Origin of the sequence: Falsiruegeria mediterranea M17, from assembly GCF_900302455.1 — a bacterium.
Taxonomy (GTDB): domain Bacteria; phylum Pseudomonadota; class Alphaproteobacteria; order Rhodobacterales; family Rhodobacteraceae; genus Falsiruegeria; species Falsiruegeria mediterranea.
In genome coordinates this window covers 1-13438 of record NZ_ONZG01000012.1, presented here as the reverse complement: position 1 = coordinate 13438, position 13438 = coordinate 1, and the positions used below count along the sequence as shown (strand labels likewise).

Genomic DNA, 13438 nt, shown 5'->3' with positions numbered 1-13438 from the left:
CTATCCGTTCACCAGATCAAGCAACTCGGCATGCAGCTGAGGCGTGGCGGCGGAAATCACGCGGCCGTCCGAGCCCAGAGACAATGCGTTGCCTTGCCAATCTGTCATGAGGCCACCCGCCGCCTCGACCAGGGCCGATACGGGCAGGTAGTCGTAAGGTTGCAGATCATAATCCACGACCGCGTCCACATGCCCCGCGGCCAACAGCGCGTGGGGGTAGCAGTCATAGGACATGCGTCGCGTTTGCCCCGATTGCATCAATCGCGCAAAGACATTCGGGTGGTCGCGGTAAATCTTGTCACCTTCGTTTACATAGAGGATCGCGCGATTCAGGTCTTGCACGTCCGAGGCTTGGATGGCTTCACCGTTCATCTTGGCGCCTTTGTCTTTGACGCCGACAAAGATCTCTCCCAACACGGGCATGCCGACGACACCGATCTGCGGCGTTCCGTGCTGAAGATGGGCCAGCAGAAAGCCAAAGAGTGGATTGCCTGACAGAAACGAGCGGGTGCCGTCGATGGGATCGACGATCCACAGGTTGTCCTTGTCGACGCCGTTGGCCCCATGTTCTTCGCCAAAAATCCCATGATCGGGAAAATGTTCGCTCAGATAAGCGCGCACCTCGGCCTCGATCCCCTTATCGGCTTGGGTTACGGGGCTGCTGTCGGCCTTGAATTCAACCCCTAGCTTGCCGCGGAAGAATCCGCGCGCGGATTCGCAGGCCAATTCGGCCACTGTCTGGGCGTGCTCTACGCACTCATTCATCGTCATTTGTGTCTTCCGTTTGTCCCGCGACATGTACCGCCACGCCCCATTCCTTGAACGCCGCTCGTAGCCGCTTGTTGGGTGCGGCGTCGGTGAACACCATGTCGACCTGGCGCATGTCAGGTCCGCAATGGGGGGCGGTTCCGTCAAATTTGTGATGATCGATCGCAAAGGCCACCTGATCGGCGCTCTCAGAGGCGACTATTGCCAGGTTTGCTTCGATCGCATTGGTGAACAGCACGCCCTGCTTGGGCGACAGGGCGTCCGCGCTAAGGACAGCCATGTCGAAAACAAAGCGCCGGATCTGGTTTTCGGTGACAAAGCCAAAGGTTCCGCGCTCGTTGCCCTGCATCTCGCCGCCCAGGAAATGCACCCGATTGTTGTTGTGATTGACGAGCGTCTGCGCCACCCCGATAGAGTTCGTCACCACGGTCAGATTGTGGCGCGCCCGCAGTTCTTCGCTGACAAAGGCGGTGGTTGATCCCACATCCAGAAACAGGGTCATCCCGTCGTCGATGTGCCTCGCTGCGCATCTGGCAATTGCTCGCTTTTCGTCGGGATATTGCGTCATCCGACTAAAAAAGCTGAGCCCGGCCTGTGTGTCCGGCAAATAAGCTCCGCCATGCACACGTTCCAATGCGTCTGCCTTGGCCAGAGCCTTGATCGTGCGGCGAACGGTCTCTTCGGATACATCCAGCACGCGGGCCAGTTCGGCGCTACGGGCCGAACCGCCAAGTTGGCGCAAGGCCTCTAACAGCTCAAGCTCGCGGTGGGAATGGGTTTGTGTTTTTGTCATGGCGCCCACAATAATCCACAAAAACCCACGCTTTTTCAAGTGATATGGTCAAATGGCATCATGAAATTGCTGTGAATCTTGCATTCTCGCGAATTCCCCCTCTTTCCATGGGCCGGATTAGGCGGTTATGTGAGGCAACTCTGGTATGACGCACGAGATCGAGATGCAGAACCGAAAGAATGTCCTATTCATTGTCATTGACCAGCTACGCGCAGACTGTGTGTTTGGTCCTTTGGCTCAGTATGTCGATCTGCCGAATCTGCGCGGTTTGATGAACGAGGCCGTTACCTTTCGGAAGCACTACTCGGTTGTGAACCCCTGCGGGCCGTCACGGGCGTCGCTGCTGACCGGACAGTATGCGATGAACCATCGCTCGATCCGCAATGGCACACCGCTGCGTCACGATACGCCCACCATCGCCTCTGAGATGCGCAAGGCCGGGTATGTGCCAATGCTGTTTGGCTATACCGACACCTCGCAAGACCCGCGCGCCTACCATCCCAACGACCCGGCAGTGCACACATATGAATACCAGATGGCCGGGTTCCAAGAGATGGTCGAGATGCGTCTGGAAATGTCTTACCCTTGGCGGTCTCATCTAAAAAACAAGGGTTATCAGTTCGATCGGTACGAGGATGTGTACAAGCCGGTGTCACCCACCGATGAGGCCTCCCGAATTGACGATCCGGCGCTTTATCAGGCCGAGGACAGCGACACCGCTTTTCTGACGGATCGCTTTTTGGCCACGATGCCGGGCTATGACGATCACAGCTGGTTCGCGCATCTGACTTATATCCGCCCGCATCCGCCGTTGGTTGCGCCTGCGCCCTATAACCGGATGTATGATCCCGCGTCTTTGCCGTTGCCATCGCGACTTGAGACACCGGACGACGAGGCGGGAGTGCATCCGTTCTGTACCCCATCCATGGCCAATGCGTCACCAGCCACATTTGTGCAGGGTTTCCCCGAGCTTGAGGCGACGGACGAGACCATTCAAACGCTGCGCGCGATCTATTTGGGGCTGGCCACCGAAGTGGATGCGCACATCGGGCGTGTCATCGAATTTCTCAAGCAAAGCGGACAGTATGACGACACGCTGCTGATCGTGACCGCTGATCACGGCGAGATGTTGGGTGACCGGCATTGCTGGGGCAAGTCGAGCTTCTACGATGCTTCGTACCATGTGCCGCTGATCATCCGTCAGCCGGGAAATGCATCCCGCGCCGGGGCCGAGGTGACGGAGCCCACCGAATCCATCGACATCACGCCCACCATTCTGGACTGGGTTGGCCAAGAGGTTCCGAACGCGATGGACGGTCGCTCATTGCTGCCGATGCTTGCGGGCGACGTGCCGGGCGGCTGGCGAAGCTACACCTATTCCGAGTTGGACGTCGCCGACCCCGTCGCCCCGACGCATTGGGAAAAGGCGCTTGGTGTTGGTCCCAGTAACGCCAGCCTTGCTGTCTTGCGGGGCACGCGGTTCACGCTGGTGGAATTTGCTGCCGACCTGCCCCCGGTGCTGTTTGATCATCAAGGAAAGGGCGAGTTTGAAAATGTCGCAGAGCATCCAGACTATCAGGCGGACCTTGCCCGTTTGACCCGCACCATGCTGCGGCACCGGATGCGCAATGCCGATCACACGTTGTCGATGACAATGATCACGCCCGATGGTCCAAAGTCAGGACGCCGCTAACCCGCAGGTGACCAGCGGCGCGATTGTTCGCGGTCGTCGGCATAAGAAGCCTCGAACACCGGGCTGGCCAAGGTGGCCCGGACGTGCAGCGTATCCTGCCCAGTGTTGCGGAATCCATGCATGTTTCCGGCCGGAATCAGAACCGACATGTTGGCGCTGGCCTGGATAATCTCGTCGTTGAGCCAGATTTCTGCCGTGCCTGAAATGACCTCAAGCACCTCTTCGACGGCATGTTGATGTAGTGGGGCTCCCAGGCCGGGGTCGCAATACTGCTCGAAAATGCACAAGGTGTGCGAGCCGGTCAGGGCAGAAACCCGCATGCGCGTTTCGACGCCGGGGCGCCAAGTTTCCAATGATTGGGCGTCATGTGACAGATGGGGCATGGACAGGCTCCGGTCTCAGGATTTCAAAAAGGGCTCTAAGGCGGCCAGATAACCCAGTGGGTCCAGCATCGCCTTGAAATGTCCACCACCCGACAGTTCTTTCAGCTCCGAGTTGGGGAGCAGTTCGGCCAAGCGGCGGGACATGTGCGGGGGGACAACCTGATCGCCTTCGACGGAGATCACCAGACAAGGGTGGTTGATGTCGGGGATTTGGTTCTTGGCGTCGTGGGTCAGTATGGCGCGCATACGATGCGCCAGCACGGCAGGATCGGAGGAGGAGATGGTGCGCTCCTCCCATTCTCTGGCGCGTTCGGGGTTGTCGGCGATGTCTTCGGCCGAGAACGTCGACAGGATTTGTGCCTTGGCATAGCCCTCAATCCCGAGGTTACTCAAAATCTCGAGTCGCAGGCCAAAGGCGCGACGGAAATAGTCGTCTGGTCCGGCCCAGGTTGACCCAAAGACGATACGATCGATCCGGTTGGGGTGCGACAACGCCAACTGCTGAACAACCGGTCCACCCATGGATTGCCCCACAATGCTGCAACTTGGGATGTTCACGTGATCCAGCAGCATCAAGACCAGATCAGCCATGCTCTGAATGGCGTTGCGTCCCGTGGCGGTCATGGGATGATCCAGCGACAACACGCGAAAAGAGGCCGACAGTTTCGGCGCAATTCCCCGCCAAAATGCAAGCTGACCGCCAAGCCCAGGAATCAACACCAAAGCTGGACCTTGACCCTGGTCCAGATATTCAATGTCTTCGCCATGGAAATTGATTGTCGGCATACTGCAAGGCACTTTGGTTTGTTTGTTGAGTTACAGCAGGTGATATCGCGAAAGACAAGGGAAGGCTTGGTTAATTGCTTGAGGTCATTACGATATATCTGAACTCAGACAGACGGGAGAGCACACAACCATGATCCACAATCCCCCGGATTTGGCCCATTTTGAACGGGTCGCACAGGAAACGGTGTCCGGCTTTCCGCCCGCCTTTCGTGAGGGTGCCAGTAACGTTGTTCTGCGTGTCGTCGAATGGCCCCCAGCGGACATGGTTGAGGAACTGGATTTGCACTCTCCCGTCGAATTGACAGGATTGTATGAGGGCATTCCGATGACCCAAAAATCAGTGCTCGATATGGCGCCACCACCGGATTTTGTCTGGATTTTCCGCGAGCCGATTCTTGACGAATGGCGCGTGCGGGACGGGGTCGAATTGGACGATCTGATCGCGCATGTCGTGGTGCACGAATTTGCGCATCATTTTGGATGGAGCGACGACGACATTGCAGCCATCGACCAGTGGTGGTTGTGACGGGTCGGGGCCCTAACAGACCCCGATCAAGGGTTCAACCGACGATCAGCTGTTTCATCTGAAGTGCTTCGTATTCCAGCTCGTTCAGGCGGAAATTCACCACATCGCCGATGGTGATCATGCCGACCAGCTTGTCCGTGTCCACAACCGGCATGTGGCGAAAGCGCCCTTCGGTCATGCGTTTGAGCACCGACACCAGCGCATCATCCGGCGCACAGGTTTCAACGGTGCTGGTCATCACCTCGGACACCAGTTTGGGCAGGGTCTGGCCAGGCGTGTCCGCCAACTTTCGCACGATATCGCGTTCCGACAGGATGCCGCACAGCGCGCCCGATTCGTCGGCCACCATCAAGGCGCCGATCCGCCGATCGCGCAGAATCTCGACCGCGTGACCCAGTGTTTCCCCCGGTGCAATGGTGAACACCTCGCCGCCCTTCTGGCCTAGAACCGTGCCAACCGTGGCCGATTCGGGCTGAAGGTTGGTGCTTTGATCCTGGCTGTGCGTGCGTGATTTTGCCTGATCTTTGCGCATAGGGGCCTGGTACGATGTTGGCATGGAATAGCTGTCCTCCCTCGGGTGTTGCTGTTCTCCTCATGAATCAGCATAACCCAAGAAATTCTTGATGCGGGAAAAAAACGTGACCGATTTCACCCTAACTCCAGCGATCGCAACGGTGATTTTTGTCCTGGCATGTCTGTCAGGATACCAATACCGGCGGGTGTGGAAGAATGAAGGGCCAAAATGGCAGCTGTGGGTTTACGGCCTGTTGGCCGCAGCCGGGTTGCTGCTTTTGGGGTTCAAGCCGCTGACGGTTTGAAGCTCAGACCACTTCGCTGTCGATCTGAGCGCGTTCCAGCATCTTCTTGGCGCGGGGGCATTGAAGACGTTCACGCAGGGGGCTGTTGGGGTCGATTTCTTTCGAACATACAAGACATTGGTCGGAATCGCCGATGGCGTTCAAGCCGCCGCAGCTGCCCTTGATCGTGCGCCCCATCAGGATCACACCAAGGGCCATCCCCAGCATGATCACCATCAAAATACCAAAGGTCAGGGCAAACGTGGCCATGTGCTACGTTCCTTTGTCTTCGGCTATTACGCGGTCAGTGCTTGGAACCGCGAGCTTGCCTTGGTGTTGAACCGCAGTTCGGACGCCTCGGCGTCGCGTTCGATGAACAGGACGGCCAGGTTTTGAGCTTCGGCGATTTCCAGGCCGCGTTCACGACCCAGGATCAACATAGCTGTGGCCCATGCGTCCGCAAGCATCGAGTTCTCGGCCAGCACGGTCGCCGAGGCGGTCTTGTGCGTGATCGGACGGCCCGTTGCGGGGTCGATGATGTGCGAATAACGCTGACCATCTTTCTCGAAATAGTTGCGGTAGTCACCCGAGGAGGCCATGCCCAGACCCGAGATGCCAACAACGTCCATCACGCCGCCCGACAGGGCTGCGGGCTTTTCGATACCGATCTGCCAGGGCAGGTCGCTTGCGTTCTTGCCCGAGGCGTAGAGGTCGCCGCCAATCTCGACCATATAATCTTTGATACCAAGGGCTTCGATGGCACGGCCCACGTGGTCAGCGCCGTAACCCTTGCCGATCGCGGCCAGGTAAACTTGTGCGTCGCCTTGGGTTTTTTGCAGGGTCGAACCGCCAACTTTCAGCGTGTTGCCGTGGCCGGAACGCGCTTGAGTGGCGCGAATGTCTGCATCACCCGGAACCGGTGCGGAGCCTTTGGCGCCAAAACCCCAAAGCTCGATCAGCGGGCCCATGGTGGTGTCGAAACGGCCTTCGCTGGCGATGTTCACGGCCTCGGCGGCCTGCATCACGTTTGCGAGATTGTCGGACACGGGGACAGTGTCGGTGCCGGTTTGTGCGTTGAAGCGCGAGATTTCCGAGCGCGGGTCCCAGTTCGACATCTGCTGGTTCACTTCGGCCAGCGCGCCGTCGATGGCAGCACGCAGATCGGCGTCCTTGACCTGACCGGATGCGTCCAGGGCGACGACGTTATAGGTGGTGCCCATTGTCTTGCCGGTGATTTCCAGCGCGGCAGTGCCAGGCTTACACGCAGCCGCCAGGGCCAGCGATGACAGAATGAACGTACGGCGCGAAAACTTGGTCAAATCGGGCACGAGAGACACCTCTTTTGGGAATCGACGGGTCGACACTGTATATCCGACACATCGAAGTGCGTTTCAACTCCGGGCTTTTGTGCGACATTGGCCGATACTTCAACCAAAAAAGTACACACAAAGTAGCAAATGAACACTTTCACCCGTCGCTGACTCCATGCATAAGCTAGCCAAACTTTGACAAAGAGGTAAGTACCGTGCAGCGCTTCTCGCTACGCAAGGGCTTAAACATCCCGATCACGGGTGCCCCAAGTCAAAACATCGAAGACGGGCCAGAGGTTCGGACAGTCGGTGTTCTTGGCGACGACTACATTGGATGGAAACCTCGGATCGCGGTGGCAGAGGGTGACTTGGTTGGACCCGGCACTCCGGTTCTTATCAGCAAGGACATGCCGAGCGTTCAGGTGGTGTCCCCCGTGGCCGGTCGGGTCAAGGCGATCAACCGGGGTGCGCGCCGCAAGCTGGTCAGCGTCGAAATCGAAGTGGGCGATGGGGCAGACGCGGTCGATTTTTCGAACGTAGGCGATCTGTCGACAACCGAAGGTCTGGTCGAGCGCCTGTCAGCGGCTGGTCTGTGGACCGCCTTCCGCACGCGTCCCTACTCCAAGGTGCCTGCGCCCGAGACACGGCCCGCTGCAATTTATGTGACTGCGCTGGATACCGAGCCGCTTTCGGCCGACCCCGCACAGATCATCAATGCCGAGGCTGAGGCATTTGCCACAGGTCTGGCTGCGGTTGCCAAGCTGTCTGAGGGCAAGACGTACCTCTGTCAGGCTGACGGCGCGTCCTTGCCGGGTGGCGAGGCCCAAGGGGTTGAGGCTGTGGCTTTTGCAGGTCCGCACCCCGCTGGCCTGGCCGGGACGCATATGCATTTCCTTGAACCTCCGGTGGGTGACAAGGTTGTCTGGACCGTTGGCTATCAGGACGTGATCGTCATTGGTCGCCTGTTGATGACCGGCACTTATGACGCCTCATGCGTCATCGCTCTGGCCGGACCGGTTTGTTCCAACCCGCGCCTTGTGCGCACGGTTGCTGGCGCCTCGATGGCCGATGTTGCTCAAGGAGATCTGCCGCAGGATCTGCCGGTGCGCATGATCTCGGGCTCGGTTCTCAGCGGTCGAGCAGGGGAGGGGGCAGACGGCTATCTGGGCCGTTATGCCCGCCAGATCACCCTGATGGAAGAGGATCACAAGCAGATCCCCATGGGTTGGATCCGGCCAATGTTTGCCAAATATGCAATTCAGCCCGTACTGGGTTCGGCTTTGTCGCGGGCCAAGTTCCCGCTGACGACCAACCTGAACGGTGGTCGCCGCGCTATGGTGCCACTGGGCACCTTTGAAGAGTTGATGCCACAGGATTACCTGCCGACGCAGCTGCTGCGTGCGATGCTGGTGATGGACACCGATCAGGCACAGCTGCTTGGTGCGATGGAACTGGATGAAGAAGATCTGGGTCTTGTGGGCTTTGCCTGCCCGGCCAAGTACGAATACGGCATGGCGCTGCGCGACTGCCTGACGAAGATCGAGAAAGAGGGGTGAACCGTGGGCTTGCGTAGCTTTTTCGATCGGATCGAGCCGCACTTTGTAAAGGGTGGCAGGTATGAGAAGTATTTCCCCATCTACGAGATGGTGGAAAGTTTCATCTATACTCCGAAAACCGTAACAACCGCGGCACCTCATGCGCGGTCTTACGTGGATATGAAGCGGATCATGACCTACGTCGTGATCGCGACAATCCCCTGTATCCTGATGGCGCTCTATAACACCGGCTATCAGACCAATCTGGCTATTGCCGAGTTTGGTGCATCGGGCTGGCGTGCTTGGATCATCGAGACTTTGGGCATCGGGTTCAACCCGGCCAATCCCTTTGCCAACATGATGCACGGGCTGCTCTACTTCCTGCCGATCTACATCGTGACACTGGTTGCGGGTGGTATCTTTGAAGTGGTCTTTGCCACGGTACGCGGGCACGAAGTGAACGAAGGTTTCCTGGTTTCGTCGATGCTCTATGCGTTGATCGTTCCGGCGACCACGCCACTGTGGCAGGTGGCCCTGGGCATCATCTTTGGAGTGGTGATCGGTAAAGAAGTCTTTGGCGGCACCGGCAAGAACTTTCTCAACCCGGCCCTCACCGGACGCGCGTTCCTGTACTTTGCCTATCCCGCGCAGCTGTCAGGTGACAGTGTCTGGGTTCCGGTTGACGGGTTCACGGGGGCGACCGCACTGGCCGTATCGGCCTCGGACGGGTTCCAGGAATTGGCTGCACGCGGCATGAGCTGGTGGGACAGTTTCTATGGCTTCATCCCGGGCTCGATGGGGGAAACCTCGACCCTGGCGTGTCTGATCGGCCTTGCCTTCCTGCTCTTTACGAAAATCGCGAACTACCGAATGGTGGTGGGCTGTATGGCAGGCATGATCGGCTTCTCATTGTTGTTGAACTGGATCGGTTCCGACACAAACCCGATGTTTGCAATGCCGTGGTACTGGCACCTGGTGCTGGGTGGCTACGCCTTTGGCCTGGTGTTCATGGTGACCGAGCCCGTGTCGGGCGCGCACACCAACATGGGTCGCTACATCTATGGCGCGCTGATTGGTTTCATGGTTGTGATGATCCGTGTGATCAACCCGGCCTTCCCCGAGGGCATGATGCTTGCCATCCTGTTCGGAAATGTTTTTGCACCGCTGATCGACTACTTCGTCGTGCAGGCCAACATCAAACGTAGGGCAAAGCGAAATGCCTGAGGAAAACCAGAACCAAACCCCCGCTAAGGGACCCATTGGCCGCTTTCTGGCTTTGCCGCCGGATTCCGTGCCAAAGACCGTCTTTGTTGCTGTAACCTTGTGTCTTGTGGCGTCGATGATCGTGTCGGCCGCCGCCGTGGCGCTGCGTCCGCTGCAAGAGGTCAACGCGCTGAAGGACAAGCAGATCAACATTCTGCAGGTCGCAGGTATCTATGACCCAAGCGAAGACGTGGTCGAAGCTTTTGCCGCGTTTGAGCCGCAGGTGCTTGAACTGGCGACGGGTACATTCACAGACAAATTCGACGCGGCGACCTTCGATGATCGTGCCGCCGCCAGTGATCCTGAGCTGTCGGTTGCCCTGACTGACGATCCGGCCGGTATTGCCCGTCAGGGCAAATACGCCACCGTCTATCTGCTGCGCGATGATGCGGGCGATATCGACAAGGTGATCCTGCCGATCCACGGTTATGGCCTGTGGTCGACGCTCTATGGCTTTATTGCTCTGGAAGAGAACGGCAACGACATCTTTGGCCTGCAGTTCTATGAACATGGCGAAACGCCGGGTCTGGGCGCCGAGGTGGACAACCCACGTTGGAAGGCTCTGTGGAGTGGAAAACGACTGGCCGACGAAAACGGGGACCTGCAGATCAGCGTGAGCAAGGCGGCTCCGGCGGCCGGTGCTGACTACCACATCGACGCTCTGTCGGGTGCGACGCTGACCACGGTGGGTGTCCACAACCTTGTGAACTTCTGGATGGGGGAAGCCGGGTATAAACCGTTCCTGGACAACCTTAAAGCGGGGAACCTGTAATGGCGCAAAAACGCAGAGAAATGCTGATCGACCCGCTGGTCGACAACAACCCGATCACGTTGCAGGTTCTGGGCCTTTGTTCGGCACTGGCGGTGACCTCGTCGCTGCAGGTGGCGTTTGTGATGACCGTCGCTGTGACCCTGGTGACCGGGTTCTCGTCGATGTTCATCTCGATGATCCGCAACCAGATCCCAGGTTCGATCCGGATCATCGTGCAGATGGTCATCATCGCTTCGCTCGTGATCCTGGTGGACCAGATGCTCAAGGCCTATGCGTTTGAGATTTCGAAAACGCTCTCGGTCTTTGTGGGCCTGATCATCACCAACTGTATCGTGATGGGCCGCGCCGAAGCGTTTGCGATGAAGAACCCGCCGATTGACAGTTTCATCGACGGTATCGGCAACGGCCTGGGTTATGGTTTGATCCTGATGCTGGTCGGCTTTGTTCGCGAACTCTTTGGCTCGGGCAGTCTGTTTGGCGTCACCATCCTGGAAACTGTCAACAACGGTGGCTGGTATGTGCCCAACGGCCTGCTGCTGCTGCCCCCGTCGGCGTTCTTTATCATCGGTTTGATCATCTGGGCCTTCCGTGCTTGGAAGCCCGAACAGGTCGAAGAGCGTGAATACAAAATCCAAGTGGTCGAGGCGCACTGATGGAAGGTCTTCTCTCACTCGCGGTCAAGGCGATCTTTGTTGAAAACCTGGCCCTCTCGTTCTTCCTGGGTATGTGTACCTTTATCGCCGTGTCGAAAAAGATCTCGACCGCGATTGGTCTGGGCATCTCGGTCATGATCGTGCAGGCGATCACCGTGCCGGCCAACAACCTGATCTTGAACTACCTGCTGGCGCCTGGCGCGCTGGCATGGGCGGGTTTTCCGGATGTGGATCTGACCTTCCTTGGTCTGATCTCCTACATCGGGGTAATCGCGGCCCTGGTCCAGATCCTGGAAATGGTGCTCGATAAGTACTTCCCGCCGCTCTACAACGCGCTTGGCGTCTTTCTGCCGCTGATCACGGTGAACTGCGCCATCCTGGGTGGTTCGCTGTTCATGGTGGAACGCGGCTATGACTTCTCGGAATCGGTGACTTACGGCCTGTCTTCGGGCTTTGGTTGGGCGCTAGCTATCACCGCGATGGCGGGCGTGCGCGAGAAGCTCAAGTACTCGGACATTCCCGATGGTCTGCAGGGTCTGGGGATCACATTCATCACCGCAGGTCTGATGGCGATGGCCTTCATGTCCTTCTCTGGCGTGAAACTGTAAGGGAGGCTGAATAGATGGAAACTTTTGGCCTAGGCATCGTCCTCTTTACCCTGATCGTTCTGGCGTTGGTCACGATCATTCTGGCTGCGCGTTCGCGGCTGGTGTCGACCGGCAACGTCAACATCACCATTAACGGCGAAAAAACGATCTCGGTTCCGGCGGGTGGCAAATTGCTGCAAACGCTGGCCGAGCAGAAACTGTTCGTGCCGTCCGCCTGTGGCGGTGGTGGCACTTGTGCGCAATGCCGTGTGAAAATCCATTCGGGCGGCGGGTCGATCCTGCCGACCGAAGAAAGCCACATCACCAAGCGTGAAGCCGCCTGTGGCGACCGCCTGTCCTGTCAGGTCGCGGTCAAGCAGGACATGGAAGTGGAAGTTCCTGAAGAGGTGTTCGGCGTCAAGAAGTGGGAGTGCACCGTGCGCTCCAACGAGAACGTCGCAACCTTCATCAAGGCACTGACGCTGGACCTGCCCGAAGGCGAAGACGTGAACTTCCGCGCCGGTGGCTACATCCAGATCGAAGCACCCCAGCACCAGCTCAAGTACACCGAATTCGACGTCGAAGAGGAGTACCGCGAGGATTGGGACAAATTCAATCTGTGGCAGTATGAATCCGTTGTGTCTGAGCCGATCGAGCGCGCCTATTCGATGGCAAACTACCCGAACGAAAAGGGCATGATCATGCTCAACGTCCGTGTTGCCTCGCCGCCTCCGGGCTCGCAAGGCATCCCGCCGGGTCAGATGTCGTCGTACATTTTCAACCTGAAACCGGGCGACAAGGTTACGATCTCGGGTCCGTTTGGCGAGTTCTTTGCCCGCGAGACAGAAAAAGAGATGGTGTTCATCGGTGGTGGTGCCGGCATGGCTCCCATGCGTAGCCACATCTTTGACCAGCTCAAGCGCCTGAAGAACAAGGATCGCAAGATCACCTTCTGGTACGGTGCCCGCTCGAAGCGTGAGATGTTCTTTGTCGAGGACTTTGACGAGCTGGCCAAGGAGTTCCCGAACTTCACCTGGCACGTGGCCCTGTCTGACGCGCTGCCCGAGGATGATTGGGGCGGTTACACTGGGTTCATCCACAATGTTCTGTTTGACGAATACCTCAAGAACCACCCGGCGCCTGAGGATTGCGAATACTACATGTGTGGCCCGCCAATCATGAACCAATCGGTGATCAATATGCTGCTTGACCTGGGTGTTGATCGCGAAGACATCATGCTGGACGACTTTGGGGGCTAAGGCTCAACCTTCACTCCGAAACAAGAAATTGGGAGCGCTCCGGAAAGCCGGAGCGCTCCTTTTTTTTGCGCACGTACGCTTGAAGCGAAGGGTTTGCCGCGGAAGAATGTCACCGACAAAACCCTGAGAATAGAAGCCAAACTCTCCTACATTGAGAAGACACAGCAACGGCAAGTGAGCTCTACCTCAGTGGCCCAAGATCTGGCTGAGGAACAGCTTGGTCCGGTCCGATTGCGGGTTGTTGAAGAACTCTTCGGGTTCGTTCTGTTCCACGATCTGACCGGCATCCATAAAGATCACGCGGTTCGCAACC

At 57.9% G+C, this 13438-nt stretch carries 16 protein-coding genes and 1 pseudogene; 9 read left to right on the top strand and 8 right to left on the bottom strand.

The features are described from left to right. Together TRM7615_RS20195 and TRM7615_RS20190 are read right to left on the bottom strand one after the other, a co-directional pair. On the bottom strand, positions 1 to 771 hold the full coding sequence (locus tag TRM7615_RS20195) for an inositol monophosphatase family protein (protein ID WP_108791101.1): 771 nt from the start codon (positions 769 to 771) through the stop codon (positions 1 to 3). Next, positions 758 to 1561, bottom strand: coding sequence for a DeoR/GlpR family DNA-binding transcription regulator (locus TRM7615_RS20190; protein WP_108791099.1), 804 nt, complete (start codon positions 1559 to 1561; stop codon positions 758 to 760). The genes TRM7615_RS20195 and TRM7615_RS20190 overlap by 14 nt, the downstream gene beginning before the upstream one ends. 163 nt (positions 1562 to 1724) lie before the next feature. On the opposite strand from TRM7615_RS20190, the gene TRM7615_RS20185 reads away from it, so the two are divergent. After that, a complete protein-coding gene (locus TRM7615_RS20185; protein ID WP_108791363.1) occupies positions 1725 to 3254 on the top strand; it encodes an alkaline phosphatase family protein in 1530 nt (509 codons plus the stop codon). Here TRM7615_RS20185 and TRM7615_RS20180 read toward each other — a convergent pair. Then, positions 3251 to 3637 (bottom strand): cupin domain-containing protein, encoded by a 387-nt coding sequence (locus TRM7615_RS20180; RefSeq protein ID WP_108791097.1) that lies wholly within the window; start codon positions 3635 to 3637, stop codon positions 3251 to 3253. The genes TRM7615_RS20185 and TRM7615_RS20180 overlap by 4 nt on opposite strands. A gap of 15 nt (positions 3638 to 3652) precedes the next feature. Then, positions 3653 to 4423, bottom strand: a complete 771-nt coding sequence (locus tag TRM7615_RS20175) for an alpha/beta fold hydrolase (RefSeq protein WP_108791095.1) — start codon at positions 4421 to 4423, stop codon at positions 3653 to 3655. A 130-nt stretch (positions 4424 to 4553) separates the two neighbouring features. Here TRM7615_RS20175 and TRM7615_RS20170 point away from each other — a divergent pair, with 130 nt between their 5' ends. Continuing rightward, complete coding sequence (locus tag TRM7615_RS20170; RefSeq protein WP_108791093.1) at positions 4554 to 4949, top strand: metallopeptidase family protein; 396 nt, start codon at positions 4554 to 4556, stop codon at positions 4947 to 4949. A 34-nt stretch (positions 4950 to 4983) separates the two neighbouring features. On the opposite strand, the gene TRM7615_RS20165 is transcribed toward TRM7615_RS20170, so the two are convergent. After that, positions 4984 to 5505 (bottom strand): CBS domain-containing protein, encoded by a 522-nt coding sequence (locus TRM7615_RS20165; RefSeq protein WP_108791091.1) that lies wholly within the window; start codon positions 5503 to 5505, stop codon positions 4984 to 4986. 82 nt (positions 5506 to 5587) lie between these two features. Here TRM7615_RS20165 and TRM7615_RS20160 point away from each other — a divergent pair, with 82 nt between their 5' ends. Next, positions 5588 to 5767: a hypothetical protein gene (locus TRM7615_RS20160; RefSeq protein ID WP_108791361.1), complete on the top strand. Its 180-nt coding sequence runs from the start codon at positions 5588 to 5590 to the stop codon at positions 5765 to 5767. Between the two features lie 3 nt (positions 5768 to 5770). Here the strand turns inward: TRM7615_RS20160 and nqrM are convergent, their stop codons facing one another. After that, the gene (gene nqrM, locus TRM7615_RS20155) at positions 5771 to 6016 is read right to left on the bottom strand and encodes a (Na+)-NQR maturation NqrM (RefSeq protein ID WP_108791089.1); all 246 of its coding nucleotides are present in this window, start codon (positions 6014 to 6016) and stop codon (positions 5771 to 5773) included. 26 nt (positions 6017 to 6042) lie between these two features. Further along, positions 6043 to 7074, bottom strand: coding sequence for an FAD:protein FMN transferase (locus TRM7615_RS20150; RefSeq protein ID WP_306417735.1), 1032 nt, complete (start codon positions 7072 to 7074; stop codon positions 6043 to 6045). Between the two features lie 197 nt (positions 7075 to 7271). Between TRM7615_RS20150 and TRM7615_RS20145 the strand changes: the two genes are divergently transcribed. Genes TRM7615_RS20145 through nqrF form a run of 6 tightly spaced genes read left to right on the top strand, consistent with a single transcriptional unit; the run spans position 7272 to position 13125 of the window. Beyond that, the gene (locus tag TRM7615_RS20145; RefSeq protein WP_108791087.1) at positions 7272 to 8612 is read left to right on the top strand and encodes a Na(+)-translocating NADH-quinone reductase subunit A; all 1341 of its coding nucleotides are present in this window, start codon (positions 7272 to 7274) and stop codon (positions 8610 to 8612) included. A gap of 3 nt (positions 8613 to 8615) precedes the next feature. Beyond that, positions 8616 to 9815: an NADH:ubiquinone reductase (Na(+)-transporting) subunit B gene (locus TRM7615_RS20140; RefSeq protein ID WP_108791085.1), complete on the top strand. Its 1200-nt coding sequence runs from the start codon at positions 8616 to 8618 to the stop codon at positions 9813 to 9815. After that, positions 9808 to 10626: a Na(+)-translocating NADH-quinone reductase subunit C gene (locus TRM7615_RS20135; RefSeq protein WP_108791083.1), complete on the top strand. Its 819-nt coding sequence runs from the start codon at positions 9808 to 9810 to the stop codon at positions 10624 to 10626. The genes TRM7615_RS20140 and TRM7615_RS20135 overlap by 8 nt, the downstream gene beginning before the upstream one ends. After that, on the top strand, positions 10626 to 11279 hold the full coding sequence (locus tag TRM7615_RS20130; RefSeq protein WP_108791081.1) for an NADH:ubiquinone reductase (Na(+)-transporting) subunit D: 654 nt from the start codon (positions 10626 to 10628) through the stop codon (positions 11277 to 11279). Before TRM7615_RS20135 ends, TRM7615_RS20130 begins: the two co-directional genes overlap by 1 nt. Next, the gene (gene nqrE / locus TRM7615_RS20125) at positions 11279 to 11887 is read left to right on the top strand and encodes an NADH:ubiquinone reductase (Na(+)-transporting) subunit E (RefSeq protein ID WP_108791079.1); all 609 of its coding nucleotides are present in this window, start codon (positions 11279 to 11281) and stop codon (positions 11885 to 11887) included. Before TRM7615_RS20130 ends, nqrE begins: the two co-directional genes overlap by 1 nt. A gap of 14 nt (positions 11888 to 11901) precedes the next feature. Beyond that, complete coding sequence (gene nqrF, locus TRM7615_RS20120; protein ID WP_108791077.1) at positions 11902 to 13125, top strand: NADH:ubiquinone reductase (Na(+)-transporting) subunit F; 1224 nt, start codon at positions 11902 to 11904, stop codon at positions 13123 to 13125. A 186-nt stretch (positions 13126 to 13311) separates the two neighbouring features. Here the strand turns inward: nqrF and TRM7615_RS20115 are convergent. Beyond that, a pseudogene (locus tag TRM7615_RS20115) lies at positions 13312 to 13438 on the bottom strand (amino acid ABC transporter ATP-binding protein); the annotation flags it as partial.

Bases quoted from the DNA above. Each gene is read 5' to 3' on its own strand.
- TRM7615_RS20185 (WP_108791363.1), top strand. From the start codon at position 1,725: ATGCAGAACCGAAAGAATGTCCTATTCATTGTCATTGACCAGCTACGC.
- TRM7615_RS20170 (WP_108791093.1), top strand. From the start codon at position 4,554: ATGATCCACAATCCCCCGGATTTGGCCCATTTTGAACGGGTCGCACAG.
- TRM7615_RS20135 (WP_108791083.1), top strand. From the start codon at position 9,808: ATGCCTGAGGAAAACCAGAACCAAACCCCCGCTAAGGGACCCATTGGC.
- TRM7615_RS20195 (WP_108791101.1), bottom strand. From the start codon at position 771: ATGACGATGAATGAGTGCGTAGAGCACGCCCAGACAGTGGCCGAATTG.
- TRM7615_RS20175 (WP_108791095.1), bottom strand. From the start codon at position 4,423: ATGCCGACAATCAATTTCCATGGCGAAGACATTGAATATCTGGACCAG.
- nqrF (WP_108791077.1), top strand. From the start codon at position 11,902: ATGGAAACTTTTGGCCTAGGCATCGTCCTCTTTACCCTGATCGTTCTG.
- nqrM (WP_108791089.1), bottom strand. From the start codon at position 6,016: ATGGCCACGTTTGCCCTGACCTTTGGTATTTTGATGGTGATCATGCTG.
- TRM7615_RS20190 (WP_108791099.1), bottom strand. From the start codon at position 1,561: ATGACAAAAACACAAACCCATTCCCACCGCGAGCTTGAGCTGTTAGAG.
- TRM7615_RS20180 (WP_108791097.1), bottom strand. From the start codon at position 3,637: ATGCCCCATCTGTCACATGACGCCCAATCATTGGAAACTTGGCGCCCC.
- TRM7615_RS20130 (WP_108791081.1), top strand. From the start codon at position 10,626: ATGGCGCAAAAACGCAGAGAAATGCTGATCGACCCGCTGGTCGACAAC.
- TRM7615_RS20165 (WP_108791091.1), bottom strand. From the start codon at position 5,505: ATGCCAACATCGTACCAGGCCCCTATGCGCAAAGATCAGGCAAAATCA.
- nqrE (WP_108791079.1), top strand. From the start codon at position 11,279: ATGGAAGGTCTTCTCTCACTCGCGGTCAAGGCGATCTTTGTTGAAAAC.